At 60.0% G+C, this 25,144-nt stretch carries 21 protein-coding genes and 2 tRNA genes; 16 read left to right on the top strand and 7 right to left on the bottom strand.

The window, feature by feature from the left end:
- Positions 1 to 50: 50 nt before the first annotated feature.
- From NW827_RS01765 to NW827_RS01775, 3 genes are read left to right on the top strand one after another with little or no spacing between them, the layout of a single operon-like run.
- Positions 51 to 1,196 (top strand): cob(I)yrinic acid a,c-diamide adenosyltransferase, encoded by a 1,146-nt coding sequence (locus NW827_RS01765; protein WP_414359540.1) that lies wholly within the window; start codon positions 51 to 53, stop codon positions 1,194 to 1,196.
- Positions 1,197 to 1,208: 12 nt separating this feature from the next.
- Positions 1,209 to 1,949 carry a lysophospholipid acyltransferase family protein gene (locus NW827_RS01770; RefSeq protein ID WP_414359538.1) on the top strand — a complete coding sequence of 247 codons (741 nt, stop codon included), beginning with the start codon at positions 1,209 to 1,211 and terminating at the stop codon, positions 1,947 to 1,949.
- Positions 1,946 to 2,740 carry an alpha/beta fold hydrolase gene (locus NW827_RS01775; RefSeq protein ID WP_414403145.1) on the top strand — a complete coding sequence of 265 codons (795 nt, stop codon included), beginning with the start codon at positions 1,946 to 1,948 and terminating at the stop codon, positions 2,738 to 2,740. Before NW827_RS01770 ends, NW827_RS01775 begins: the two co-directional genes overlap by 4 nt.
- Here NW827_RS01775 and NW827_RS01780 read toward each other — a convergent pair.
- Together NW827_RS01780 and NW827_RS01785 are read right to left on the bottom strand one after the other, a co-directional pair.
- A complete protein-coding gene (locus tag NW827_RS01780) occupies positions 2,700 to 3,443 on the bottom strand; it encodes an HAD-IA family hydrolase (protein ID WP_414503267.1) in 744 nt (247 codons plus the stop codon). The genes NW827_RS01775 and NW827_RS01780 overlap by 41 nt on opposite strands.
- Positions 3,440 to 4,426 carry a PhoH family protein gene (locus NW827_RS01785; RefSeq protein ID WP_414403147.1) on the bottom strand — a complete coding sequence of 329 codons (987 nt, stop codon included), beginning with the start codon at positions 4,424 to 4,426 and terminating at the stop codon, positions 3,440 to 3,442. The genes NW827_RS01780 and NW827_RS01785 overlap by 4 nt, the downstream gene beginning before the upstream one ends.
- Before the next feature lie 849 nt (positions 4,427 to 5,275).
- On the opposite strand from NW827_RS01785, the gene NW827_RS01790 reads away from it, so the two are divergent.
- Together NW827_RS01790 and NW827_RS01795 are read left to right on the top strand one after the other, a co-directional pair.
- Positions 5,276 to 5,367 (top strand) — tRNA-Ser (locus tag NW827_RS01790).
- A gap of 48 nt (positions 5,368 to 5,415) precedes the next feature.
- Entirely contained in the window at positions 5,416 to 6,174 is a 759-nt protein-coding gene (locus NW827_RS01795; RefSeq protein ID WP_414503268.1) for a TIGR00297 family protein, read from the top strand.
- 89 nt (positions 6,175 to 6,263) lie between these two features.
- Here NW827_RS01795 and NW827_RS01800 read toward each other — a convergent pair whose 3' ends face one another.
- From NW827_RS01800 to clpP, 4 genes are all read right to left on the bottom strand, one after another.
- Complete coding sequence (locus NW827_RS01800) at positions 6,264 to 6,596, bottom strand: ribulose bisphosphate carboxylase small subunit (RefSeq protein ID WP_414359530.1); 333 nt, start codon at positions 6,594 to 6,596, stop codon at positions 6,264 to 6,266.
- A gap of 8 nt (positions 6,597 to 6,604) precedes the next feature.
- Positions 6,605 to 7,012 carry a RuBisCO chaperone RbcX gene (rcbX, locus tag NW827_RS01805; RefSeq protein ID WP_414403149.1) on the bottom strand — a complete coding sequence of 136 codons (408 nt, stop codon included), beginning with the start codon at positions 7,010 to 7,012 and terminating at the stop codon, positions 6,605 to 6,607.
- A gap of 68 nt (positions 7,013 to 7,080) precedes the next feature.
- Complete coding sequence (locus tag NW827_RS01810) at positions 7,081 to 8,505, bottom strand: form I ribulose bisphosphate carboxylase large subunit (protein ID WP_414403150.1); 1,425 nt, start codon at positions 8,503 to 8,505, stop codon at positions 7,081 to 7,083.
- A 488-nt stretch (positions 8,506 to 8,993) separates the two neighbouring features.
- The gene (clpP, locus tag NW827_RS01815; protein WP_414359525.1) at positions 8,994 to 9,596 is read right to left on the bottom strand and encodes an ATP-dependent Clp endopeptidase proteolytic subunit ClpP; all 603 of its coding nucleotides are present in this window, start codon (positions 9,594 to 9,596) and stop codon (positions 8,994 to 8,996) included.
- Positions 9,597 to 9,884: 288 nt separating this feature from the next.
- On the opposite strand from clpP, the gene NW827_RS01820 reads away from it, so the two are divergent.
- Positions 9,885 to 9,957, top strand: a tRNA-Glu gene (locus NW827_RS01820).
- Positions 9,958 to 10,063: 106 nt separating this feature from the next.
- Here the strand turns inward: NW827_RS01820 and NW827_RS01825 are convergent.
- Positions 10,064 to 10,411, bottom strand: coding sequence for a DUF1815 family protein (locus tag NW827_RS01825; RefSeq protein ID WP_414359523.1), 348 nt, complete (start codon positions 10,409 to 10,411; stop codon positions 10,064 to 10,066).
- A gap of 698 nt (positions 10,412 to 11,109) precedes the next feature.
- Here NW827_RS01825 and pflB point away from each other — a divergent pair.
- The 10 genes from pflB to cysW all read left to right on the top strand — a co-directional run bounded on the left by pflB (position 11,110) and on the right by cysW (position 24,880).
- On the top strand, positions 11,110 to 13,416 hold the full coding sequence (gene pflB, locus NW827_RS01830; RefSeq protein ID WP_414503269.1) for a formate C-acetyltransferase: 2,307 nt from the start codon (positions 11,110 to 11,112) through the stop codon (positions 13,414 to 13,416).
- Between the two features lie 75 nt (positions 13,417 to 13,491).
- Positions 13,492 to 13,869, top strand: a complete 378-nt coding sequence (locus NW827_RS01835) for a pentapeptide repeat-containing protein (protein WP_414359520.1) — start codon at positions 13,492 to 13,494, stop codon at positions 13,867 to 13,869.
- 143 nt (positions 13,870 to 14,012) lie between these two features.
- The gene (pflA, locus tag NW827_RS01840) at positions 14,013 to 14,765 is read left to right on the top strand and encodes a pyruvate formate-lyase-activating protein (protein WP_414403152.1); all 753 of its coding nucleotides are present in this window, start codon (positions 14,013 to 14,015) and stop codon (positions 14,763 to 14,765) included.
- A gap of 188 nt (positions 14,766 to 14,953) precedes the next feature.
- Positions 14,954 to 15,364, top strand: a complete 411-nt coding sequence (locus NW827_RS01845; RefSeq protein WP_414403153.1) for an OsmC family protein — start codon at positions 14,954 to 14,956, stop codon at positions 15,362 to 15,364.
- A gap of 93 nt (positions 15,365 to 15,457) precedes the next feature.
- Positions 15,458 to 18,088 (top strand): bifunctional acetaldehyde-CoA/alcohol dehydrogenase, encoded by a 2,631-nt coding sequence (gene adhE, locus NW827_RS01850; protein WP_414503270.1) that lies wholly within the window; start codon positions 15,458 to 15,460, stop codon positions 18,086 to 18,088.
- Positions 18,089 to 18,138: 50 nt separating this feature from the next.
- Positions 18,139 to 20,883 carry a GNAT family N-acetyltransferase gene (locus NW827_RS01855; protein ID WP_414503271.1) on the top strand — a complete coding sequence of 915 codons (2,745 nt, stop codon included), beginning with the start codon at positions 18,139 to 18,141 and terminating at the stop codon, positions 20,881 to 20,883.
- Positions 20,884 to 20,966: 83 nt separating this feature from the next.
- Positions 20,967 to 22,028, top strand: a complete 1,062-nt coding sequence (locus NW827_RS01860; RefSeq protein ID WP_414503272.1) for a sulfate ABC transporter substrate-binding protein — start codon at positions 20,967 to 20,969, stop codon at positions 22,026 to 22,028.
- 175 nt (positions 22,029 to 22,203) lie between these two features.
- Complete coding sequence (locus tag NW827_RS01865; RefSeq protein WP_414359511.1) at positions 22,204 to 23,247, top strand: sulfate/molybdate ABC transporter ATP-binding protein; 1,044 nt, start codon at positions 22,204 to 22,206, stop codon at positions 23,245 to 23,247.
- Between the two features lie 6 nt (positions 23,248 to 23,253).
- On the top strand, positions 23,254 to 24,066 hold the full coding sequence (cysT, locus tag NW827_RS01870) for a sulfate ABC transporter permease subunit CysT (protein ID WP_414403157.1): 813 nt from the start codon (positions 23,254 to 23,256) through the stop codon (positions 24,064 to 24,066).
- Positions 24,056 to 24,880, top strand: coding sequence for a sulfate ABC transporter permease subunit CysW (cysW, locus tag NW827_RS01875; RefSeq protein ID WP_414359509.1), 825 nt, complete (start codon positions 24,056 to 24,058; stop codon positions 24,878 to 24,880). The genes cysT and cysW overlap by 11 nt, the downstream gene beginning before the upstream one ends.
- Positions 24,881 to 25,144: the final 264 nt, after the last annotated feature.

The raw sequence follows: 25,144 nt of genomic DNA on the forward strand, positions 1-25,144 counted from the left end.
CCTCTAGCTAAGATGGGGGTAGGGAAGCGAGCGTTCTAGGCAACAGCAGAATGCGGAGCGGCAGGGCAGAAATCGGCATTGTAACGGCGCGACAATTTGACCGCCGGCGAGGCCAGATCCACGTTTACGACGGCGAGGGCAAAGGCAAGTCGCAGGCGGCGCTGGGGGTTGTGCTGCGTTCAATTGGCCTGGGCATTGAAAACTCGGCCCCCAGCCGAGTGTTGCTGGTGCGGTTTCTTAAGGGACCGGGTCGCACCTACGCAGAGGATGCAGCAATTGCCGCTCTCCAGCGGGGCTTCCCCCACCTCATTGATCAGCTGCGCACGGGGCGGGGCGAGTTCTTCGGCCCCGACGAGATCACCAAGTTTGACCGCCAGGAGGCCCGCCGCGGCTGGGATGTGGCCAAGGGAGCACTGGCCTCAGGATTTTACTCGGTGGTGGTGCTGGACGAGCTAAACCCGGTGCTGGATCTGGGCCTTCTGCCGGTGGAGGAGGTTGTCAGCACCCTCAAGCAAAAGCCGGAGGAGATAGAGGTGATCATCACTGGGCGGGGGGCACCCAAAGAAATTATCGACCTGGCCGATCTGCACTCAGAAATGCGCAGCGTCCGTCGGGCGACGGATCCCCAGAACGGTCAGCCCCCCCTCAGCGGCATTGAGATTTACACCGGCAACGGCAAAGGCAAATCCACCAGCGCCCTAGGGCGGGCCCTGCAGGCCATTGGGCGTGGCATTAGCAAGGATCTCTCCCACCGCGTCCTAATCATGCAGTGGCTCAAAGGGGGGACGGGCTACACGGAAGATGCGGCCATTCGGGCCTTGCGGGAGAGCTACCCTGACCTAGTGGATCACCAGCGCTGCGGCCGCGATGCCATTGTCTGGCGGGGCAAGCAGCAGGAAATCGATTATGTAGAGGCAGAGCGGGGCTGGGAGCTGGCACGGGCGGCCATTGCCTCTGGGCTTTACAAAACCATCATTCTGGATGAGCTCAACCCCACGGTGGATCTGGAGCTATTGGACGTGGAGCCGATTGTTGAGGCTTTGCTGCGCAAGCCGCGGGATACGGAGATCATCATCACAGGGCGCTGCCATGCCCCCTTGCCCTATTTTGAGCTGGCCTCCGTCCATTCGGAAATGGTGAGCCACAAGCACTATGCCGAGCAAGGAGCCGATCTGCGGCGCGGGGTGGACTATTGAGCAAACTTAAAGATGGAATCCTTGACAGCGCTTAGGCAAGGCAGCGGATTCCTGGAGGCCAGGGTACTGGCCCAGTTGCTACTTGCTCTTTTCCAGACGGAGGTGTGGGTGGAGGGCAAGGAGCGGGTTCCCCAGGGTCCGCTGCTGGTGGTCAGTAACCATCGCAGCTTTTTGGATGCGCCGGTGCTGATTGCTGGGCTGGAGCGGCCAATCCGCTTTGCCTGCCACTACTACCTCTCTCAGGTGCCCCTCTTGCGGGAGGTAGCCTTTGCCCTGGGTTGTATCCCCCTGCAGCAGGGATCCGGGCCCCAGCTTGCCTTTTTTCGCCAGGCTCAGGCCACGTTGGCAGCAGGCGGAGGAGTGGGAATTTTCCCGGAAGGGGCAGAGCAGATTACCCGCGAGACCTCACCCCAGGAGCTGGGCCGGTTTCAGCCGGGCTTTGCCCACCTGGCCTTGGCTGCCGGGGTAGACCCTCTGCCAATTCTGCCGGTAGCGGTGTGGGCCCAACACGAGTGGCGGGGGATGGACATCCCCATGGCTTTTTTCCGCTGGTTTGACCCCACCGAGCCCAGGTTTCAGCAGGCGGGGGGGCATCCAGTGGTGATCTATCGTCAGGTGGTGGTGCGAGTGGGATCCCCTCTTTGGGTGGAGGGAGCAAGGCGCTACACCTGCCGCCAGGAGCGGCTGCAGGTGATTCAGGAGTTAACGGCAGCCGCCCGGGAACAGGTGCGCTTGGGATTAGTAGAGAGATGAAAAAGATAAGTGGCGAGGCAGCAGCCTCTAGCGGGATCAGGCCGGCGCCGCAGGCAGGCAGCCAGGAGCGGCCGCTGCTACTGTACCTGCCTGGCCTGGATGGCACGGGCCGATTGTTTTACCGGCAGGCGCAGGCTCTGCAGGCCGAGTTTCGCGTCCGCCCTGTGAGCTTAAACCACCCCGAAGCGGGGCATAGCTGGGAGAGCTTGGTTGAGTGGGTGGGATCCCACCTGGAAGAAGGAGCCTATTTGTGCGGCGAGTCTTTTGGAGCCTGCCTAGCGTTGGCCGTCGCCGCCCAGCAGCCCCAGCGCTGTCGCGGCCTGATTCTGGTCAATCCGGCTTCATCCCTGCGGCGCCGACCCTGGTGGTGGGCGGGTCATCTTCTCCTGCCCTTTTTGCCGCCGGCGCTCTATCACCAACTCGCCGAGCGGGGGCTGGGATTTTTGGCGGAGCTGAGTCAAATGGAGCCGCCGGATCGGGAGCGGTTGCGCCAGACTGTGCATAGCATCGCTCCAGAGGTGGCTGCCCAGCGCCTAGCCTTGCTGGGATCCTTTGTTGTGGAAGAGCTTCCCCTGGAATCGATGGCCCTGCCGACCTTGCTGGTGGCGGGGGGGCGGGATCGCCTCCTGCCCTCGGTGCAGGAGGTGCAGCGTCTGGCGGAGCGGCTGCCCCAGGCCCAGGTGGAGATCTCGCCTTGGAGCGGCCACGCCTGCCTTCTGGAGCGGCAGATGAATCTGCGGCGCTACTTGCTCAAGCCCGATGGGGTTTTTGCTCCTCTGCTGAGTCGTTGAGAATGGAAAGGGCTCCCCAGAGGTCGCCTATCCGCCCTTGGCAGGAGGGATCTTTCCCTTCTCGATCCAGCCAAAGGGCTCTCAAGCCCGCTGCTGTGGCCCCTTGATAGTCTTCGCGGTAGCTGTCGCCGATGTGGCAAGCGGCTTCGGGGGGGATCCCCTGCGTCTCCAGGGCAGCTTGGAAGATGCGGGGATCGGGCTTGGCATAGCCCACCTGGGTGGAGAGGGTGAGGCTGGAAAAATAGCCCTCCAACCCCAGTGCCTGCAGCACCCTGGGCAGGCGGCTGTCGAAGTTGGAGATCACCCCCAGCCGGATCCCTTCCCCCTGAAGAGCCTGGAGAACTGGTAGCGTCTCCGGATACAGCTCCCAGGGATCCGCCCCGGCAAAATACTCGAAAAGGTGGGCAAAAAACGCCGCAAAGCGCTCCTCCCCAAAAGCAGCCAGGGATCCCACCCCCGCAAAGGTCTGGCGCACCACCTGCTGCCACCAGGCCCGCTCCCAAGCCAGCAAGGAGGATCCCGATAGACCACCACAGGCCGGCGGGGGAGCGCTGGCAAAAGCTTGGGCAAAGGCGCGATCCAGGGCCTGCGGATCTACCCCTACCCCATACTCCGCTGCCACCTGGCTATAGGCTTGGCCAACGCTGCCCCGCACCCGCAACAGCGTGCCCACGGCATCGAAGAAGATGACCCTCGGCCTCACTGCTGGCTCTCGTAGCGGGCGTAGGCCTCCACAATCCGCTGCACCAGCGGGTGGCGCACCACATCTTGCTGGTCAAAGTAGCAAAAGGCTACCCCCTCCACCCCGGCCAGGATGCGCTCCGCAGCGGCCAACCCCGAGAGGCGATGTCTGCCCAGATCCGTTTGGGTGAGATCCCCGGTAACCACCATGCGCGACCGAAACCCCAGCCGCGTGAGCGCCATCTTCATCTGCTCCGGCGTGGTGTTCTGGGCTTCGTCCAAAATGATGAAAGCGTTGCTTAGCGTGCGGCCGCGCATGTAGGCCAGGGGCACCACCTCGATTACCCCCTGCTCCATAAGCTGAGGCAGCTTGGCCGGCTCGATAAACTCAAACAGGGCATCGTAGAGAGGCCGCAGATAGGGATCCACCTTCTCTACCAGATCCCCTGGCAAGAACCCCAGCTTCTCCCCTGCCTCCACCGCCGGGCGTGTCAGGATCAAACGCTCGTACTCGCGGTTTTGCAGGGCTGTGATGGCCACAACGGCAGCCAGATAGGTTTTCCCAGTGCCTGCCGGCCCAATGCCGAAGCAGAGATCGTGGGTGCGAATGGCTTGCACGTACTCCTGCTGACGGGGCGTTTTAGGCCGAATCAGCTCCCCCTTGCGGGTGCGGGCCAGAACACCTGTTTGCACTTGCCGATAGGCCTCAGCTTCCTGGTTGGAGAGGGCGCGGAAGGCTTGTTCGGCATCAATTGCAGTTACAGGGTGGCCAGCTTGCCAAAGGGGCCTCAGCAATTCTAGCCACTGCCGCACTTGCTGCCGCTGTTGAGGGGTCCCCTTCAGGTAGAGATCCTGCCCCCGCAGGGTTACCGAGGCGCCGCTGCAGCGGCTAATCCATTTCAAGTTAGCCTCCTGCACCCCCGCTAGGGACATGGCCTGTCGAGGACTTGACAAGGAGATGATCTCAAGATCGATGGCGGCGGAAGAAGTCGAGGTGTTGTGCATGCCGCGGGCGCTGTGCACCCTAAGACCTGTGATGGTGATCCTATCAGAAGCAGCGGCCAGGGCGCTCTGGGTTCTGGCCAGCCTTGGCAAAGGGTTTGACGCCGGGAGACTCCCCCGGCAGCAGCGTTTGATTACCCTCCCCCGACTAACTTGGGGGATTCTTACCCAGCCCGCAAACGGAGCTGCAAAGGCGTTCTTCACCAACCCTCCTCGCTTCCCAAAGAGCCATCACCTGTTGGGTTTTTCACCGGAGTGGGGTAGCTCATCTCCATCCAAGAAGCTTGTCTGGGAACTGTGCGCCTCATCCACCTCAATCCAGAACGCTAGCAGAGTGGGGCTATGCGCTCCTTCAACTGGCCTGTTGGCACAGGCACTTTTGGTTGTGAACCTTTCCTGAGTTGCAGTCTTGCTTCCCAACCCAAGATAACTTTCCCGATCCCGTAAGGGGGACGGAGTTACCCAGCGAGCAGCTTTGTGGACGGCATCCCGCCTCCTACGGTTTCTTTGCTTGGTCACGCGGTCAAGCTGCCGAGACCAAAAACCCTGCAGCTTGTCAGTTTTGAGCTTAGCAACCTGCCTGTTGTCCCACTGGTTAAAGAGTTGACCTTGCGCCCGTCAAGAAATTACTAACGCAATGACTCCCATCATTGGTAAGCAACTAAAGTTGCTTTTGGGCTTTTCCGCCCCACACTAAAGTGCTGGGCTACCAAGCCATCCCCTGGGTAAGCGACGCCAAGGGCAACTCCAGTGGAGGGATCCCCCTCGAGAACAGTTGCCAGCTGGGAGCCCATCTTCTACAATAGGTCAACTAGCAGCCGGGGTTCAGCTTACTGCTGACTCCGCGGGTATGGAGAGGTGGCTGAGTGGTCGAAAGCGGCTTCCTGCTAAGAAGTTACGGGGCCCAAAAGGCTCCGTCGAGGGTTCGAATCCCTCCCTCTCCGTTGCGATAGCTGGGAACTGGCCACCTCTGCTGGGGATGGAGAACAGCGATGGGCCTGGGGTGGCTTTTAAGTCAGTGGGCGGTGGCGCTCTGGCTCAATCTCATCTTGGTGGTGCTGGCCCTGCAGAGTCCCCAGAAGGCCTTGACGCGAGCTGGGGTGTTCCACGCCGGCCTGCTGGGCCTGTTGGTGTGGGGGGGCCTAGGGTGGCGGGGCTATGCGGTGGTGGCTGCCTACTTTTTGGTGGGCACAGCCGTCACCTGGCTGGGGATCCACCGTAAGCAAAGGCAGGGGATTGCTGAGAAGCGAGGGGGGGCACGAGGCCCAGAAAATGTCTGGGGCTCTGCTTTGACCGGGGCAGTATGTGCAGTGGGATACGCTTTCTTCCCCCACCCCCTTTGGTGGCTGGGATATAGCGCCAGCTTCGCCGCCAAGTTGGCCGATACCGTCAGCAGCGAAGTAGGAAAAGCCTATGGACGACAGACCTTTTTGCTCACCACCTTTCGGCCGGTGCCGGCAGGCACCGAGGGAGCTGTGAGCCTAGAGGGATCCCTGGCGGGGGTGGCGGCGGCAGCAGGGATAGCCGCCCTGGCCTGGGGCATTGGCGGAGAATGGGTGGGAGGGGATCCCTGGTGGCTGGGCGCCTGCTGGCTAGCTGGCCTCCTAGCCACCTTGGCAGAAAGCTGGATGGGAGTGGTGCTGCAGCCTCGCCTAGCTTGGATGGCCAATGAGGTGGTTAACGGCATTCAAACAACCCTAGCTGCTCTTCTGGCGGTGGGGTTGGGAGCGCTCCTGGGGATCGGATCGTAAGAAATTCCTTTGCAGAAAAGAGGGGAGGAGCCCTTCGGCAGCTCTCTCCCCTGTGGATGTCAGATGCGGCCGGGGGCTTTGGCCAGCTCTTAGCGCAAGCCGCTTGGCTTGTAGACTAAGAAGCTAAGCACTTGGCACTGCTTGATGTTGTCAAACCCCACTACACGGATGAAGCAATTGGGGTAAGCACTACGGCAGGCCTGGAGCTCTGTTAGCACCTCCTGCGGGGAAGTGGCGCCAAACAGCGGCAGCTTCCACAAGGTCCAGAAGTGGTCGGTTGGCTCGGAAGACTCGTTGAATTCGATGGCCGGGATGTAGCCCTGATCCAGGATGTACTGCACCTGCTTGAGGATCTGCAGGTCCGTCAGGGGTGGCAAATAGGAGAAAGTTTCGTAGCGGCGCTCTTTCGGTAGGGTTTGCATGACTGAGATTACTCCACTTCAGATGTAGGGTTTTGTAGAAAGGAGCCTGCCTCCGGGTGGGTAACAGGCAGGGATCCTGTTGCTGAGGTCAGCCGTTCCAGGTGGTTGCGGCGGTGTTCCATGTTGGCCTGTTGAATGCCAGTTCTGGCCATTTCTGGCAGGTAGTCCACCACCTCCGCCGCTAGGTGTTCCCGAACAGTCATGATGCGGTAGGCCAAGTCGGCCCGCTCTGCCAGCAAGGCCCGCAGGTAAGCCTCCCCATCCTGGAAGCTTTGCCGAGCAGAAAACTGCTGCAGCCAGAGGGCCCTGGGAGGATCCGTCTCGCTCAGTTGGGCCAGCACCGTGCGCATCGCCTGATAGGTCAGGTAGCTGATCAGCGTTTTGGCCGTATCCTTGGCAATCTGCTTTACATCCATGACCAATCCGGGGGACGGGGCAAACAGGGGGCAAGAGAAGCTGGAGATCCCTTGCCCCCGAAAGACTCTTAGAGCGTATCGACGGGCTTGAATTCGAACTTGACCTCTTTCCACAGCTCGCAGGCAGCGGCCAGTTCTGGCGACCACTTGGCTGCTTCGCGGATGATGTCGTTGCCCTCGCGAATCAGATCTCGGCCTTCATTGCGGGCCTGGATGCAGGCCTCCAGAGCCACCCGGTTGGCCGTCGCGCCTGGAGCGTTCCCCCAGGGGTGACCTAGGGTTCCGCCACCAAACTGCAGCACAGCGTCGTCCCCGAAGATCTCCACCAGTATGGGCATGTGCCAAACGTGGATCCCACCGGAAGCCACCGGCATCACCCCCGGCATGGAAGCCCAATCTTGGGTGAAGAAAATGCCGCGGGAACGATCCGCCTCAACGTAGTTTTCTCGCATGAGATCCACAAAGCCCATGGTGATGGCGCGGTCGCCTTCCAGCTTGCCCACCACCGTACCGGCATGCAGGTGGTCGCCACCCGACATGCGCAGGCACTTGGCCAGCACCCGGAAGTGGATGCCGTGGTTTTTCTGCCGGTCAATCACCGCGTGCATGGCGCGGTGGATGTGCAGCAGAATGCCGTTGTCGCGGCACCACTTGGCCAGACTGGTGTTGGCCGTAAAGCCGGCGGTGAGGTAGTCATGCATGATGATGGGGGCACCAATCTCCTTAGCAAACTCCGCCCGCTTGAACATCTCCTCGCAGGTGGGCGCCGTCACGTTCAGGTAGTGCCCCTTGATCTCGCCGGTTTCTGCCTGCGCTTTATGGACCGCTTCCATGACAAACAGGTAGCGATCCCGCCAACGCATGAAGGGCTGGGAGTTGACGTTTTCGTCGTCTTTGGTAAAGTCCAGCCCACCCCGCAGCGCCTCGTACACAGCCCGCCCGTAGTTTTTGGCGGAAAGGCCTAGCTTGGGCTTGATGGTGCAGCCCAGCAGTGGACGACCATACTTGTTCAGCTTATCCCGCTCTACCTGGATACCGTGGGGAGGGCCCTGGAAGGTCTTCAAGTAGGCTACGGGAATACGCAAGTCCTCCAGCCGCAGCGCCTTCAAGGCCTTGAAGCCGAAGACATTGCCCACAATCGAGGTGAGCATGTTGGTAACTGAGCCTTCCTCGAAGAGATCCAGCGGGTAGGCGACGAAGCAGAAATACTGGTTCTCTTCGCCAGGAACCGGCTCAATGTCGTAGCAGCGGCCCTTGTAGCGATCCAAGTCAGTGAGCAGATCGGTCCAAACCGTTGTCCAGGTGCCTGTTGAGGACTCAGCCGCTACGGCTGCCCCCGCTTCTTCCGGAGGGACGCCCGGCTGAGGCGTAACTCGGAAACAGGCCAGGATATCAGTATCCTTAGGTGTGTAATCGGGGGTGTAATAGGTCAGCCGGTAGTCCTTTACCCCCGCTTGGTAGCCGCTTTTGGTTTTGGTTGCTGAGTAGGCCACGTCAATCCCCCTCTACACGAATGACAAACTCTGCAAAGTTGAAAAACAACACCTACAGCCACTCAAGACAGGCAAGGGAGCAGAGGTAAAAATCCTGCTCCTGGAGTTGCCTCACAAGTGGGGGGCTCAACTTGTGCCTTAATCCCCCTCCCTTAGGCAGGGGAAAGATCTGAGCCTTACCCCTAGAACTTCTTCCATCGCCAGCTTTGACACGTCGAGCCTAGAAAATTCCCTGGGGATATTTCCAGCTCCTGTCGCAGCTGCGATTTCGACGATGCAACTCTACCTTAGGTTTAATCCTAAGCTATCATCTGCGATGAGAGGCAGATCATTACTTTCTTTATGAGTTTGATTAGTTTACTTAAAGCAAGCCAGGCCCTCTCTTGGCAGCAAGATAGATTTCTTTAACTCTCTTCACATCTTTCTGAGGGGGATCCCAGCTCCCCCGACAGGGCGCTGGGCAAGGAAGTTTCCGGCAGCCAGGGGAGCTAGGAAACGGTGGTCAGGGAGGGCTGGGGCTTCTTGGTGATTACCTGGTCGATGATGCCGTATTCTTTGGCCTGTTCTGGGGTCATAAAGTTGTCGCGGTCAGTATCGCGCTCGATGCGCTCCAGCGGTTGGCCGGTGTGGTAAGCAAGCAGACTGTTGAGACTGTTTTTGATAAAGAGAAGCTCCCTAGCTTGGATCTCGATGTCAGTGGCTGGACCCTGGGCTCCTCCCAGAGGTTGGTGAATCATGATGCGGGCATGAGGAAGGGCAATGCGTTTGCCTTTGGCGCCCCCTGCCAGCAAAAAGGCTCCCATGCTGGCTGCGAGACCAATGCAGATGGTGGAGACGTCGGGTTGGATGTGCTGCATGGTGTCGTAAATGGCCATGCCAGCATAGACAGAGCCGCCGGGAGAGTTGATGTAGAGGTAGATATCTTTCTCGGGGTCTTCGGATTCCAGGTAGAGCATCTGGGCCACAATGAGGTTGGCAACATCGTCATCTACCGGCGTGCCCAAGAAGATAATCCGATCCCGTAGCAAACGCGAGTAAATATCAAAAGCGCGCTCGCCGCGTGCAGATTGCTCAATAACGGTGGGAATCATGCTAGTCCAAGCGATGGGTCATTCCTATAGATAGTGTAGTTTAAGCCTCTGAAGAGCTGCCCCTCTCGCCACTTGAGTAGGGCAGGACCTGGATCTTTATTATCCCCCTCAAGAGGTGAGGTGTACATGGATGCGATCTCCGATGAACCTCTCCTAATTGCTGGATTGCTGGGCCTGGCTCTCCTGGGAGTCCTGATCTTGGCCGGGGCAGGAGGCCGACTAGCAAGAAACGTAAGTTGACAGAACTAAACCCGCCTCTTTAGAATCAAGATCGCCCTGCTTCCAGATGCCCCCATCGTCTAGAGGCCTAGGACACATCCCTTTCACGGATGCGACAGGGGTTCGAATCCCCTTGGGGGTATAGGGAAACGACTAAGCGCAAGTGTGTCCCTAGAAGGCTGCTCTTTAGCTCCAGAGGTGGCCTCCAACAGCTATAGATTTCTTGGCTAGGGAGTCTCTGACAGGGATCAGCGGCTACTGGCTAGAGCTTCCGCTGGCGCAGCGCTAGCCACCAGATCGTCTTTGATCAGCTCTACCAGATCCTGAAGCTGACGAATGGCTTCTGCTCCTTCCAGCTTCATCAGCTCTCGCTCATCCCGCATCTCCGTCCAGCTGATGGAGCACTCGGAAACCAAAAAGCGAATCAGATGCCCTTCCCGCAAGCTGACCATGAAGGAAGCGCTCTCAAAGGAGGTTCCGCAGGTGTAGCAGGAGGCTGGGTAGCCCCGCTTCTCCAAAGCAATGGCCAGGGCCTGCAAACTCATCACCAGGTCTTGAACGTAGCTGCGGTATTGTTCCGCCAACCGTGTGAACATTACGCTCCTCCTTCGTCCTCGGCTCGACAAGGCCCCCTTTTGGCCGCAGACGAGCCGCATAGTAATAAATACTCATGCCAGGCAGTTAAGACATATGTAGCACAGCAATGAGCAATCCTCAAGGAAGGGGCTCAGTCTAGGAACCAAAACTACCCAGCGCCAGACAGGATGATAGGCAAGCCCCAGCTGCATGAGAGGTTGTATTTAACACTTCTCTCAAAGCAAACACCAAAGTTTACCTTAGTTCAAAACTCTTACCCCTCGCAGTGGGAGCAGATCCCTGCCTCAGTTTTTTCCTAGCTCAGGGCAAGAGGGAGGGCAGTGGAGGAATTGCTACGGAGATTCCCTCGAGCGGTTACTGCGCCACCCCACTGACTAAAGGCACTGACTCCAGCCTACCTTGACCTAAGCTAGCCATTTGGCAACTCCCCTTGGCAGCCTCTTAGGACAATACCGAAAAAATGCAGAAGCAAGAACCGCCTGAGAGGGGAGGAGACTAGAATTGAAGTGGGCAAGGTGTATGGCAAACAGCTCAAAAAAAGAAACGGCAGAGTTGCTAAAAGCTCTCCCGTAGGCGAGTCGTTTGTCCTTCTCTTTTGCAAAGATTGTTGTAGCTTTTGGCAGTCAACGGGGTGTCACCTTGCTCTATTGCCAGTCTATTGGCGAAGTTGTCAGGCGGAAGAGCCGGGAGGATTGTTATGGTAGTGAGCGCGCACCGTTCTGTAGCTTTGTCTACAGAATCGAAGGCCGAAAAAAGCGGAGAGCGTAAAGTATCTGAGCAAACGATAGCGAGAGATTTTGTCCCGGGACGGTGGCAACGCTGCATTGATGTCCGAGATTTTATTCAGCGCAATTACACTCCCTACACCGGCGATGAAAGCTTTTTGGCGCCGGCCACTGAACGCACGCAGGGGCTGTGGGCCAAGGTTAAGGATTTGATGGCGCTGGAACGGGAGCGGGGGGTTTTGGATGCTGACACCGACCTTCCTTCCAGCATCACCAGCCACCCGCCGGGCTATATCGACCGGGAGCTGGAGCAAATTGTAGGTCTGCAGACAGACAAGCCCCTGAAGCGGGCCATCCTGCCCTTTGGCGGCATCCGCATGGTAGAGACGGCCCTCAAGGCCTACGGCTACGAGCTGGATCCAAAGGTTAAGGAGATCTTTACCAAATACCGCAAGACCCACAACGACGGGGTCTTTGACGCCTACACGGAGGAGATGCGCCGCTGCCGCCGCTCTGGCATCATCACCGGCTTGCCGGACGCCTATGGGCGGGGTCGCATCATCGGTGATTACCGGCGGGTACCTCTCTACGGGGTGGATCGGCTGATTGAAGACAAGGAGGCGCAAAAAGCCAGCCTAGACCTGGACACGATGGATGAAGAGACCATCCGCCTGCGGGAGGAGCTCTCAGAGCAGATCAAAGCCCTGCACGAGCTCAAGGAAATGGGGGCCAGCTACGGCTTTGATCTCGGCCGGCCAGCAACCAATGCCCGCGAGGCCATCCAGTGGCTGTACCTAGCCTACCTGGCAGCGGTCAAAGAGCAAAACGGTGCCGCCATGTCCCTGGGGCGGGTCTCCACGTTCCTAGACATCTACATCGAGCGGGATCTGCAGGCCGGGATCCTCACCGAAGAAGAGGCCCAGGAGCTCATCGACCACTTTGTCATGAAGCTGCGCATGGTCAGGTTTTTGCGCACGCCAGAGTACAACGAGCTCTTCAGCGGCGATCCCACCTGGGTAACTGAGTGCATTGGCGGCATGGGGCTGGATGGGCGACCTCTGGTCACCAAGACCAGCTTCCGCATGCTGCACACCCTCTACAACCTGGGGCCGGCGCCGGAGCCCAACCTAACGGTGCTCTGGTCGGAGCGGCTGCCGGAAGCCTTCAAGCGCTACTGCGCCAAGGTCTCCATCGAAACCAGCTCCATCCAGTACGAAAACGACGACCTGATGCGCCCCTACTGGGGGGATGACTACGGCATCGCCTGCTGCGTATCGGCCATGTGCATTGGCAAGCAGATGCAGTTTTTTGGGGCGCGGGTAAACCTGGCCAAGTGCCTACTCTATGCCATCAATGGCGGTCGGGATGAGATCTCCGGTGAGCAGGTGGCCCCGGCCTACGCCCCCATCACCTCTGAGGTGTTGGAGTACGACGAGGTGTGGCCGCGCCTGGTGCAGATGATGGCCTGGCTGGCCAAGACCTACGTCAACACCATGAACATCATCCACTACATGCACGACAAGTACTGCTACGAGCGCCTGGAGATGGCCCTGCACGACCGCGACATTGTGCGCACGATGGCCTTTGGCCTGGCTGGCCTATCGGTGGTGGCGGATTCCCTCTCGGCCATCAAGTACGCGCGGGTGCGGGCAATTCGGGACGAGCGCGGCCTGGTGGTGGACTACGCGGTGGAGGGCGACTTCCCCAAATATGGCAACAACGACGACCGGGTTGACCAGATTGCGGTGCAATTGGTGCAGACCTTCATGGCGGAGCTGCGCAAGCACAAAACCTACCGCAACGCTATCCCCACCCAGTCCATTCTCACCATCACCTCCAACGTGGTCTACGGAAAGAAAACTGGCAACACCCCCGATGGGCGGCGGGCTGGCGAGCCCTTTGCACCGGGGGCCAACCCCATGCATGGCCGCGACACCAAGGGAGCGGTGGCGTCGCTGGCCTCCGTGGCCAAGCTGCCCTACGACGACGCGCTGGATGGCATCTCCAACACCTTCTCCATCGTGCCGGCGGCCCTAGGTCGCACGGCCGAGGAGCGGGTTGCCAACCTGGTGGGGCTGCTGGACGGCTACATGCGGGATGGCGGCTTTCACCTCAACGTGAATGTCCTCAACCGCGAGACCCTGCTGCACGCCATGGAGCACCCAGAGCTCTACCCGCAGCTCACCATCCGGGTTTCCGGCTACGCGGTGAACTTCATCAAGCTTACCCGCGAGCAGCAACTGGATGTGATTAACCGCACCTTCCATCAACACTTCTAAACGAGGGGGCGGGGGATCCCGGAAGGCTGCCCCTAGCCGGGTGAAGGATCCCCCCTCCCCAAGCAAGGAGGTTCAATGAACTATAGCGTTGGGGATTTGGTTAGAGACTACGCGGCGGGACGGCGAGATTTCCAGGAGATCGAGCTGCCCCAGGCCGACCTACAAGGGATCCACCTAGCCGGTGCCGACCTGCGCTATGCCGATTTCAGCGGCGCCAACCTGGCAGGCGCCAACTTGCGGGGGTGCGATCTCAGCTTTGCCGATTTGAGCGGCGCCAACCTATCCAAAGCCGACCTGCGGGGATGTCTGCTTTTTGGCAGCAATTTCCGCGGTGCCCTCTTGGAAGGGGCTTTGCTGGATCACGCCGATTACGATGCCTATACCCATTTCCCGGCGGGCTTTGATCCCAAAGCCCATCGCCTGCACAACCTCTCGGCAGAGGCCTCCCAGTAGGAGGCCTTTCCATTGGTTTTCAACCGTTAAGAAAAACACAGTCTGGGTAAAGTCCAAACCGTGATCTGCACAACATGGCCAGCAATTGGGAAGAAAACCTCAAGATTAATTGATATTTTGCAAAAGCCATTGAGGATAGAAGTATGGATACCCCGCTCAAGCCCTTGACGCCGATAACCGGCCGCATTCACTCGGTCGAGACCTGTGGCACGGTAGATGGGCCAGGGATCCGCTTTGTCATCTTCCTACAGGGCTGTCCTCTGCGCTGTCTGTACTGCCACAATCCCGACTGTCGGGATCCCAATGCTGGCCAGGTGGTGACGGTGGACTCCCTCATGGCGGAGATCCAGCGCTGCCGCAATTACTACCTCAAGGGTGGGGGAGTCACGGCTAGCGGGGGGGAACCGTTAATGCAACCCAACTTTGTGGCCGAGATTTTCCGCCGCTGCCACGAGCTGGACTTGCACACGGCGCTGGACACTTCCGGCTACGCGCCCTTGGGGGTGGCCAAGCCAGTTTTGGCCCATACGGATTTGGTGTTGCTCGATATCAAGTCCTATCTGCCGGAGCTCTATCGCAAAGTTACCGGCGTTTCGCTGCAGCCCACTCTCGATCTGGCTCGCTATTTGGATCAGATTCAAAAGCCCACCTGGATTCGTTTTGTTCTCGTTCCTGGACTAACAGATCCTGAGGAAAACATCAAGGGCTTGGCTGAGTTTGTGGCCACTCTATCCAACGTGGAGCGGGTGGAGGTTTTGCCCTTTCACAAGATGGGGGAATACAAATGGCAGCAGTTGGGACTGCCCTACACCCTCAGCGATGTCCAGCCGCCCACCCCGGAACAGATCAACCACGCTTTGCAGATCTTTCGCGAGCGGGGATTGGTGGCGGTTTAATGGCTGCTAAGACTTAGTTTATTGCCGTAGCAACAGTAACAAAAACAGAGTCAATCCCCATTTGCATCAGCTTGATCCCAAAGTCATCTCTAAAATTCTTAGGCTGCCCCTAAAGTAGCGCTAGGTTGAACTTATAGGCTAGGAGCTGGCCAACTCTGGCAGATGGAAAAATAGAGGAGGGATCCCCAGTGGAAGTGCGCGTAACCTACCAAAATGGCGTTCAATTTCAAGCCGAAAGCCGCGGCCATCGCATCCTCAGCGATCAGCCCTTGGACAACCACGGCCAAGATCAGGGAATGACGCCGCCGGAGTGGTTTTTGGCCTCTTTGGGTGCCTGTGTTGGCTTTTATGCCCTCAAGTATCTGGAAGCGCGGCAGTTGGATCCTCGGGGGCTGGAAGTGGTTGTTACTGCAGATAAAGTTGAGCACCCCAGCCGCTTAGACAACATTTGCATTCGCGTTCAGACGGGGATCCCGCTCGACGAAAGGCAGCAAAAGGGCCTAGAAAAAGCTGTCGACGCTTGCATCATCCACAACACCCTCACCCATCCCCCAAAAATGACCACTGAGATCCAGGTTCCTGCACCTGTGGGCGCTTAGCCGGCCAGGGAGCCCAGGGAGTCTTGTAGCTCTAACTGTTACGGTTGCCTCAACTTTTAACCCGTATGGATGTGATTTTGGAGGGATCCACCCATGCCTGTTACCAATCTCGAGGAACTGGAAGCCTTAATCCAGCAGGTGAAAGCTGCCCAGGCTGAGTATGCCACCTTCACCCAGGAGCAGGTGGATCGAATCTTTCACAAAGCTGCCCTGGCAGCCAACAACGAGCGGATCCCCTTGGCCAAGTTGGCTGTAGAGGAGACCGGCATGGGCATTGTGGAAGACAAGGTGATCAAAAATCACTTTGCCTCTGAATACATTTACAACAAGTACAAACACGAGAAAACCTGTGGCGTCATTGAGCGGGACGAGAGCTTTGGCTACGAGCGCATTGCCGAGCCGGTGGGGCTTTTGGCGGGCATTGTGCCGGTCACCAATCCCACTTCGACGACTATTTTCAAAGCCCTCATCACTCTGAAAACCCGCAACGCCATCATCTTTGCGCCTCACCCCCGCGCCAAACGATGCACCATCGCCGCGGCCAAAGTGGTCAAAGAGGCGGCTGAGGCGGCAGGCGCGCCTGTGGGCTTGATTGGCTGGATTGACGAGCCCACGATTGAGCTTTCTCAGGCTTTGATGCAGCATCCGGAGGTGAAATTGATCCTGGCCACCGGCGGCCCCGGCATGGTCAAGGCGGCCTATTCCTCCGGCCACCCCTCGCTGGGCGTGGGGGCGGGCAACACGCCGGCGGTCATCGACACCAGTGCCGACATTCCCATGGCCGTCAGTTCAATCTTGCTCAGCAAAACTTTTGACAACGGCATGATCTGCGCCTCGGAACAGGCGGTGATTGTGGTGGAGGCCGTTTATGAGCAGGTGAAGGCGGAATTTTGCCATCGAGGAGCCTACTTTTTGGATCCGGAACAGACGCAAGCGGTGCGCCGCATCCTCCTCAAGGATGGCCGTCTCAATCCAGCTATTGTTGGCCAATCGGTGCAGACCATCGCTGCTCTGGCCGGGATCCAGGTACCCGAAGGCACCAAGCTGCTGATTGGGGAAGTGGACAAGGTGGGGCCCGAAGAGCCGTTTTCCTACGAAAAATTGGCCCCTGTTTTGGCCTTCTACCGCGCCAAGGATTTCCACAGCGCCGTCGAGGTTGCTGTCCAACTGGTCAATTTCGGTGGGCGGGGCCACACCTCTGTTTTGTATACCGATCCCGCCAACCAGGACGACATTGCCTACTTTGAGCAGGCCCTCCAAACAGCGCGGGTGCTGATCAACACCCCCTCTTCCCAGGGGGCAATTGGGGATCTCTACAACTTTAGGCTGGATCCCTCGTTAACTTTGGGCTGTGGCACGTGGGGGGGCAACTCCGTCTCCGACAATGTGGGGCCGCGCCACCTGCTCAACATTAAAACCGTGGCCTACCGGCGGGAAAATATGCTCTGGTTCCGGGTGCCGCCCAAGATCTACTTCAAGCCGGGATGTCTACCGGTGGCGCTGCGGGAGTTGGCCGGCAAAAAACGGGCTTTTTTGGTGACCGATAAGCCCCTCTTCGAGCTGGGTGTGCTGCAGCCGGTTACCCGGGTTCTCGAGGAGCTGCAGATAAAGTGGGATGTCTACCACGATGTAGAGCCGGATCCCACCCTCAGCAACGTCAACCGCGGCCTGGAGCAGTTGCGCCAGTTTCAGCCGGATGTCATCATCGCCGTGGGCGGCGGATCCCCGATGGATGCGGCCAAGGTGATGTGGCTGATGTACGAGCAGCCCCAGGTGGAGTTTGAAGGCCTGGCAACGCGCTTTATGGACATCCGCAAGCGGGTCTACGAGCTGCCGCCGCTGGGGCAAAAAGCCCAACTGGTCTGCATCCCCACCACTTCCGGGACGGGATCCGAGGTAACGCCCTTTGCGGTGGTGACCGATGACCGGGTGGGGATCAAGTACCCCCTGGCCGACTACGCCCTCACCCCCAGCATGGCCATTGTCGATCCGGATCTCACCCTGAAGCTGCCCAAGAAGCTGACGGCTTACGGCGGCATCGATGCCCTCACCCACGCCTTGGAAGCCTATGTCTCGGTGATGGCCAGCGAGTTTACCGACGGGCTGGCGCTGCAGGCAATTAAGCTGCTGATGACCTACCTGCCGCGGGCCTACGAGAAGGGAGCTGAAGATCCAGAAGCGCGGGAAAAAGTCCACTACGCCGCCACCCTTGCCGGCATGGCCTTTGCCAACGCCTTTTTGGGGGTGTGCCACTCCTTGGCCCACAAGCTGGGATCCACCTTCCACCTGCCCCACGGCCTGGCCAATGCCCTGATGATTACCCACGTCATCCGCTACAACGCCACCGACGCCCCCTTCAAGCAGGCCATCTTTCCCCAATACCGCTACCCCAACGCCAAGCACCGCTATGCCGAGATTGCCGATTACCTGCAGTTGGGGGGAGCCAATGATGATGAAAAGGTCATGCGCCTTATCGAGGCCATCGAGGAGCTAAAGCGGAAGCTAGGGATCCCGGCCAGCATTCGCGAGGCCCTCGGCGAGAGCGAGCAGGCCTTTTACGACCGTCTGGAAGCGATGGCGGAGCAGGCTTTTGATGACCAATGCACCGGCGCCAACCCCCGCTACCCCCTCATTCAGGATATGAAGGAGCTGTACGTCTTGGCCTATCGGGGCTGCCGGGTGGAGGCTGCCCTCTACCACCAGCCGGAGCCGGCTCTGGTTTAAGGTCGGCCTTCCTCCCCGCCAAAACGTGCTTCTCCCTCCTTGCAACGGCTATGGCTACGCTGCACCGCCCCGATCCCAGCCTGGACATCTGGAAGGCCAGATCCCACCCCTTAGATCCCATTTTTCTGCCCCGCTCGGTGGCGGTGGTGGGGGCAACAGAGCGCGAGGGCAGTGTGGGGCGCACGGTGCTCTGGAACCTGATCAGCCACCCCTTTGGCGGCACGGTCTACCCGGTCAACCCCAAGCGGCACCAGGTGTTGGGCATCCGGGCCTACGAGCGGCTCTCTGCTCTGCCGGAGCCGGTGGATTTGGCCATCATCGCCATCCCGGCAGCCGGGGTGCCGGCGGTTATTCAAGAATGCGTCGAGGCCGGCGTCAAGGGGGCCATTGTCCTCTCGGCAGGCTTTAAGGAAATTGGCCCGGAGGGGCTGGAGCTGGAAAAGGCCATCCAAGAGGCTGCCCGCGGCAAGCTGCGCCTCATTGGTCCCAACTGCCTGGGGATCCAAAATCCCCACACCGGCCTCAATGCCACCTTTGCTGCCCAGATGGCCCGACCCGGCAACGTGGGGTTTATCAGCCAAAGCGGGGCCCTCTGCACCTCAATCCTGGACTGGAGCCTGCGGGAAAATGTCGGCTTTAGCGCCTTCATCTCCCTGGGATCCATGCTGGATGTGGGCTGGGGGGATCTCATCGACTATCTGGGCGAGGATCCCCACACCCACAGCATTGTCCTCTACATGGAGTCGATTGGGGACGCGCGGTCGTTTGTGTCGGCGGCCCGCGAGGTGGCGCTGAGCAAGCCGATTATTGTCATCAAGGCGGGGCGTACCCAGGCGGCGGCCCAGGCGGCAGCTTCCCACACGGGATCCCTCACCGGCAGCGACGCGGTTTTGGATGCAGCCTTCCGCCGCTGCGGTGTGCTGCGGGTGGATCACATTGAAGATCTCTTCGACATGGCGGAGGTACTGGCCAAACAGCCCCGCCCGCAGGGCCCCCACCTCAGCATCCTCACCAATGCCGGCGGACCGGGGGTGCTGGCCACCGACGCCCTCATCCGCGCTGGGGGATCCCTGGCCCAGCTTTCTCCCCAAACCCTGGAGCAGCTTAACTCCATCCTGCCGCCCCACTGGAGCCACGGCAATCCCATTGATATTTTGGGCGATGCCGGGCCGGAGCGCTTTGCCCAGGCGCTGGAGATCGTGCTGCGGGATCCCGCCAGCCAGGGCTGTTTGGTGATCCTCACCCCCCAGGCGATGACGGATCCCACCGCCACTGCTGCCAAGGTGGTGGAGACCTGGCGGCGCAGCGGCTCCCGGCAGCCCATCCTGGCCAGTTGGATGGGGGGAGACCTGGTGGATGCCGGCGAGCAGATCCTTAACCAAGCGGGGATCCCCACCTACCGCTACCCGGATCAGGCGGCACGGGTATTCAGCTATCTGTGGCGCTTTAGCGACAACCTCAAGGCCCTCTACGAAACTCCCACTCTGCTCCCTGCAACAGCGGTCGAGGGCGAGAGGGTGCAACAAATTCTCGGCCAAGCCCGGCAGCAAGGTCGCCGGCTCTTAACCGAGGTCGAGTCCAAGGAGATCCTGGCCGCCTACGGGATCCCGGTGGTGCCCACGCGGGTGGCCAAGAGCCCGGAAGCAGCGGTAGAGGCCGCCGCAGAAATGGGCTACCCGGTGGTGCTGAAGCTCTACTCCCATACCCTCACCCACAAGAGTGACGTGGGCGGCGTCCAGCTCAACCTGCCCGATGCCGAAGCGGTGCGGCGGGCCTTCGCCCAGATTCGCCGCAACGTCAGCGAGAAAGCAGGGCCAGAGCACTTCCAAGGGGTGACGGTGCAGCCGATGATCCGCACCGACGGCTACGAGCTGATCCTGGGCAGCAGCGAGGATCCCCAGTTTGGGCCGGTGTTGCTGTTTGGCAGCGGCGGCCAACTGGTGGAGGTGTTCCAGGATCGCGCCATTGGCCTTCCCCCCCTCAACACCACCTTGGCGCGCCGCCTGATGGAGAATACCCTCATCTACAAGGCCCTCAAGGGGGTGCGGGGGCGCCGAGCCGTCAATCTGGAAGCGCTGGAACAGCTTTTGGTGCGCTTCAGCCAACTGGTGGCCGAACAGCGGCAGATCCAAGAGATCGACATCAACCCCCTGCTGGCCTCGGGCGAGCAACTGCTGGCTTTGGATGCCCGCGTCATTTTGCGCTCGGAGCAGGAACCCCCCGTACCGTTGGCCATCCGCCCCTACCCCAGCCAGTACAGTTGGCCCTTCCGCGAGGGCATCACCATCCGCCCCATCCGTCCCGAAGACGAGCTGCTGGTGATCCAGTTTCACCGCCACGTCTCCGACTACAGCATCTACCTGCGCTACTTCCACCCCATCAAATACAGCGCCCGCATCGCCCACGAGCGCTTGGTTCGCATCTGCTTTAACGACTACGACCGGGAGATTGCTCTGGTGGCCGAGCGGCAAGACCCAGAGCCCCACCTCCTCGGCATCAGCCGCCTCTCCAAAAAACACGGCCTTCCCGAAGAAGCCGAGTTTGCCCTGCTGGTGGCGGATCCTTACCAAAGACAAGGGATCGGCACGGAGCTGCTGACCCGCCTGATTCAGGTGGCCCGCTGCGAAGGGATCCGGCGCCTCACCGGCGAGGTGCTCAGCGAAAACGAGGGCATGCGCCGCCTCTGCAGGCGCTTGGGGTTCCAGCTGCTCCCTTCTCCAGAGGATCCCGGCCTCCTCAGGGCCACGCTGGATCTTGCTGCCGATGCGGCGCTTCCCACCCCCTGCCCTGCCTAGGGATCCCTGGCCCTAAAGACGGCCTGCCGACCGGCTGACCGTAGAATGGATCCCTGCCGTTCAACCTTTTTGGGGAGAGCGGAATGGGGGTGGCTGTGAAGAGGGAAGGGACAGGGGGGATCCCCTCACCTGTCGCGGTGGCCTGGTCGGGGAGAGTGGGGCGGTGGCTGGCGGTGGGATCCCTCCTCCTAGGACTTCTGCTAGGGCTGGGCGGCTGCGGGGTGGGATCCCAGGGGGAAGTGAGGATTCTCCTAGCTTCTTTTGCCGTAACCCGCGACGCCTACCGGCAGATCATCCCTGCCTTTGAGGCCCACTGGCTGGCCCAGACCGGCCAACGGGTGCGTGTAGAAAGCAGCTACGCCGGCTCGGCCACACAAGCGCGGGCGGTCATTGACGGGCTGGATGCCGATGTGGTGGCTCTGGCCCTGGGCCTGGATGTGGAGCGCCTTGTGGCTGCCGGTCTCATTCGACCGGGCTGGGAAAGCCGCACGCCCAACCAAGGGATCGTTACCCGCTCGGTCGTGGTGATTGTAACGCGGCAGGGCAACCCCCACGGTATCCGCTCTTGGCTGGACCTGGCCCGGCCCGGCCTGCAGGTGATCACCGCCAACCCCAAAACCTCAGGGGGTGCCCGCTGGAACTTTTTGGCCCTCTGGAGTGCTGTTCCGGAGCCCCAAGCCCTGGCCTTCACCACCCAGGTCTACAAAAATGTCCGCGTCCTGCCACGGGACTCGCGGGAGGCTACGGATGTCTTTTTCCAAAAAGGGCAGGGAGATGCCCTGCTCACCTACGAACAGGAGGTGATCCTGGCCGGTCTGCGCGGCCAGTCCTTGCCCTACGTGGTGCCGGATCCCAACATTTCCATCGACAACCCCGTAGCCGTGGTGGATGCCACGGTGGAGCGCAAAGGAACCCGCAGCGTGGCCGAAGCCTTTGTGAACTACCTGTTTACTCCAGAAGCGCAACGGGCCTTTGCCGAGGTGGGTTTCCGTCCGGTGGAGCCGACGGTGGCGCAAGAGTTTGCCTGGCGGTACCCTCCCATTGAGAGGCTGGTAACTGTTGCCGACCTGGGGGGCTGGGAAGCAATCCAAAACCGCTTTTTTGCCGATGGGGCTGCGTTTGACCGCATCCAAGCCGGGCTGTAGGGAGCCTCCCTTGTTTTGCATCCCCATTCAAGGTATCCTGGGAGCTGTATCAACGGTTTGTTGACAGGTTTACCGTAGATTAGCTGCAGATTTCACCTCCCTTACCCCTAGCTGCAGCACCATCCGGCAACCGAGCCAGCAACTCCTTAGACCAACCACTAGCTAGGCAGAACCTATGGGCATCACCATTGCAGGGGTATCGAAGCGTTTTGGCCAGTTTCAGGCCCTCCACCCTACGGATCTCATCATTCCCACGGGATCCCTGGTGGCTTTGCTGGGGCCGTCGGGTTCTGGCAAATCTACCCTGCTACGTCTCATTGCCGGCCTGGAAAAGCCGGACACAGGGCGGATCTTCCTCACGGGGCGGGATGCCACCCATGCCAGCGTCCAGGAGCGCAACGTTGGCTTTGTCTTCCAGCACTACGCCCTGTTTAAGCACATGACGGTGCGGCAGAACATTGCCTTTGGCCTGGAGATCCGCAAGCTGCCACGGGCTGAGATCCAGGCACGGGTGGACGAGCTGCTGGAGCTGGTGCAACTGTCAGGGTTTGGAGATCGCTACCCCTCACAGCTTTCAGGAGGACAGCGCCAGCGGGTGGCCCTGGCCCGTGCTCTGGCGGTGGAGCCGCAGGTGTTGCTTTTGGATGAGCCCTTTGGGGCGCTGGATGCCAGGGTGCGTAAGGAGCTGCGCCAATGGCTGCGGCGCCTGCACGACGAGGTGCACGTTACCACTGTGTTTGTTACCCACGACCAAGAGGAGGCCATGGAGGTGGCCGACCAAATTGTGGTCATGAACCAGGGGCGGGTGGAACAGGTGGGATCCCCGGCTGAGATCTATGATCATCCGGCCACTCCCTTTGTCATGAGCTTTATTGGCCCGGTCAACGAGCTCTCGCCTCGCTCTGTATTGTCCTGCCAACTCCCTGAAGCCCAAGCCGGCCCGCATCGGCTTTTTCTGCGCCCCCACGATGTCCAAATCGAGCTCAACCCCACCAGCAGCGGTGTCTCGGCTTGGGTCAAAGAGATCATTCACCTAGGGCGGGAGATCCAGGCGGAGCTAATTCTCAGCGATGGCGGCTCCCTCTGGGCCCACCTCAGCCGCGAGCAATACGCCAGCCAGCCGCTGCACATAGGGCAGCAGGTTTACGTGCGCCCTAGGGTAATCAAAGCCTTCCCCATCAAAAAAACGGAAATGACAGCCATGCCTGTGGGAGCGTAGGGAACCTTGCTGCAAGCGTTGTCTCAACTGTCTTGGCCGTGGGGGCTGACCCTGGGCTATCTCTTCCTGATGTTAGTCTTGCCCCTGGCTGCCTTGATTACCAGGTCCAGCACCCTGGGCTGGGCAGAGTTTTGGCGGATTGCAACCGATCCCCTAGCCCTCTCTGCCTATGAGGTTACTTTTGTAACTGCCTTGCTGGCAGCCCTCGTGAACGGTGTGATGGGCACCCTAACCGCCTGGGTGTTGGTGCGCTACGCCTTCCCCGGCAAAAAGCTCCTCGAGGGGTTAATTGATCTGCCCTTTGCCCTGCCCACGGCTGTGGCCGGTCTCACCCTGGCCACAGTCTACAGCAGCAACGGTTGGATAGGATCCCTGCTGGCTCCCTTGGGAATTCGCATTGCCTTTACCCGCTTGGGGGTGGGGGTGGCAATGCTGTTTATCTCTTTTCCCTTTGTGGTGCGGACCGTGCAGCCGGTGCTCCAGGAACTGGAACCAGAGGTGGAAGAAGCTGCCTGGAGCTTGGGCGCCTCCCGCTGGCAGACCTTTCGCCGAGTGGTGTTGCCGCAAATTCTACCTTCTATCCTAACAGGGGTGGCGCTGGGGTTTTCTCGCGCGGTCGGTGAGTATGGCTCCATCGTCATTATTGCCGCCAGCATCCCTTTCCAGGACTTGATTGCGGCGGTGCTGGTCATCCAAAGACTGGAACAGTACGATTACGCCGGCGCCACCGTGATTGGAACAGTGATGTTGGTGATCTCCTTCCTATTGCTGGCGGTGATTAACCTTCTGCAAGGCTGGGCAAGTCGCCATGAAACCTAGGGAAGTTGCACCACCCGCCAGCCCTTGGCTAGCTGGCCTGCTGATTGGGATCGTCTTGCTCTACGTAGGTCTGCTCATCGGGATCCCGCTGGTGAATGTTTTCTACCAGGCCTTTCGGGAAGGGATCCCCACTTTTTTTCAGCACCTAGGGGAGCGAGAGTTTCTCAGTGCGGCCCGCTTGACTTTGCTGACTGCCCTGGTTGTTGTGCCGCTCAATACTCTTTTTGGCCTCTGCGCCGCCCTAGCCTTGGCCCGCCGCCGCTTTCCAGGACGGGCCTTGCTGCTTAGCCTTATTGACCTGCCCTTTTCCATTTCGCCGGTAGTGGCCGGCCTGATGCTGGTGCTAATCTTTGGCCGTCAAGGTTGGCTGGGATCCTGGAACCTGCGGGTCCTTTTTGCCTTTCCGGGCATTGTGCTGGCCACGGCTTTCATCACCTTGCCTTTTGTGGTGCGGGAGGTACTGCCCGTCTTGGAAGAGACCGGCACCGAAGAGGAAGAGGCCGCCAAAACCCTGGGAGCGAATTCCTGGCAGATCTTTTGGCGCATCACCCTGCCCAACATCCGCTGGGGCCTTCTGTACGGCGTCATCCTAACCAATGCCCGTGCCATGGGGGAGTTTGGCGCTGTGGCGGTGGTCTCGGGCAACATCGTTGGGCGCACCCAAACCCTACCTCTGTTTGTGGAAGATGCCTACCGCAGCTATGCCACGGGCTCAGCCTATGCAGCAGCGGTGGTGCTCTCCTTGCTGGCAGTGGTGACCCTAGTAGCCAAGGAGCTGCTGGAGCGGGGATCCCCTTCCCGCCGCATCTTCTAGACATCTTTTGGGATCCTTGCAAGCAAGCAACCGGGAAAATGAAAGGTTTCTGTCCGTCGTCAGCGCTAGGCAACGCCGTCACGAACGCGCCGCTCTGACTCCCCTCTCCCTGAGGGAGAGGGACCGGGGGTAAGGGCCATGGCCGCCATTGGCCAGGTTGACGCTCCCACCCCCTCAAGGCGGGGGATTCTTGTCAAGGCGCTGTCAAGGACGCGTCTGGACAGTTCCGTGGGGCTTAACGTAAGGTGCGGAATTCCCCACCGT

Source organism: Synechococcus sp. H70.1 (genome assembly GCF_047502705.1).
In the GTDB taxonomy this organism is placed as follows: Bacteria; Cyanobacteriota; Cyanobacteriia; order Thermostichales; family Thermostichaceae; genus Thermostichus.

Excerpts from the sequence above, each read along its gene's own strand:
- NW827_RS01765 (WP_414359540.1), top strand. The coding sequence starts at position 51 with ATGCGGAGCGGCAGGGCAGAAATCGGCATTGTAACGGCGCGACAATTT.
- NW827_RS01770 (WP_414359538.1), top strand. The coding sequence starts at position 1,209 with ATGGAATCCTTGACAGCGCTTAGGCAAGGCAGCGGATTCCTGGAGGCC.
- NW827_RS01775 (WP_414403145.1), top strand. The coding sequence starts at position 1,946 with ATGAAAAAGATAAGTGGCGAGGCAGCAGCCTCTAGCGGGATCAGGCCG.
- NW827_RS01785 (WP_414403147.1), bottom strand. The coding sequence starts at position 4,426 with ATGCACAACACCTCGACTTCTTCCGCCGCCATCGATCTTGAGATCATC.
- NW827_RS01795 (WP_414503268.1), top strand. The coding sequence starts at position 5,416 with ATGGGCCTGGGGTGGCTTTTAAGTCAGTGGGCGGTGGCGCTCTGGCTC.
- NW827_RS01800 (WP_414359530.1), bottom strand. The coding sequence starts at position 6,596 with ATGCAAACCCTACCGAAAGAGCGCCGCTACGAAACTTTCTCCTATTTG.
- rcbX (WP_414403149.1), bottom strand. The coding sequence starts at position 7,012 with ATGGATGTAAAGCAGATTGCCAAGGATACGGCCAAAACGCTGATCAGC.
- clpP (WP_414359525.1), bottom strand. The coding sequence starts at position 9,596 with ATGATTCCCACCGTTATTGAGCAATCTGCACGCGGCGAGCGCGCTTTT.
- NW827_RS01825 (WP_414359523.1), bottom strand. The coding sequence starts at position 10,411 with ATGTTCACACGGTTGGCGGAACAATACCGCAGCTACGTTCAAGACCTG.
- pflB (WP_414503269.1), top strand. The coding sequence starts at position 11,110 with ATGGTAGTGAGCGCGCACCGTTCTGTAGCTTTGTCTACAGAATCGAAG.
- NW827_RS01835 (WP_414359520.1), top strand. The coding sequence starts at position 13,492 with ATGAACTATAGCGTTGGGGATTTGGTTAGAGACTACGCGGCGGGACGG.
- pflA (WP_414403152.1), top strand. The coding sequence starts at position 14,013 with ATGGATACCCCGCTCAAGCCCTTGACGCCGATAACCGGCCGCATTCAC.
- adhE (WP_414503270.1), top strand. The coding sequence starts at position 15,458 with ATGCCTGTTACCAATCTCGAGGAACTGGAAGCCTTAATCCAGCAGGTG.
- NW827_RS01855 (WP_414503271.1), top strand. The coding sequence starts at position 18,139 with ATGGCTACGCTGCACCGCCCCGATCCCAGCCTGGACATCTGGAAGGCC.
- NW827_RS01860 (WP_414503272.1), top strand. The coding sequence starts at position 20,967 with ATGGGGGTGGCTGTGAAGAGGGAAGGGACAGGGGGGATCCCCTCACCT.
- NW827_RS01865 (WP_414359511.1), top strand. The coding sequence starts at position 22,204 with ATGGGCATCACCATTGCAGGGGTATCGAAGCGTTTTGGCCAGTTTCAG.
- cysW (WP_414359509.1), top strand. The coding sequence starts at position 24,056 with ATGAAACCTAGGGAAGTTGCACCACCCGCCAGCCCTTGGCTAGCTGGC.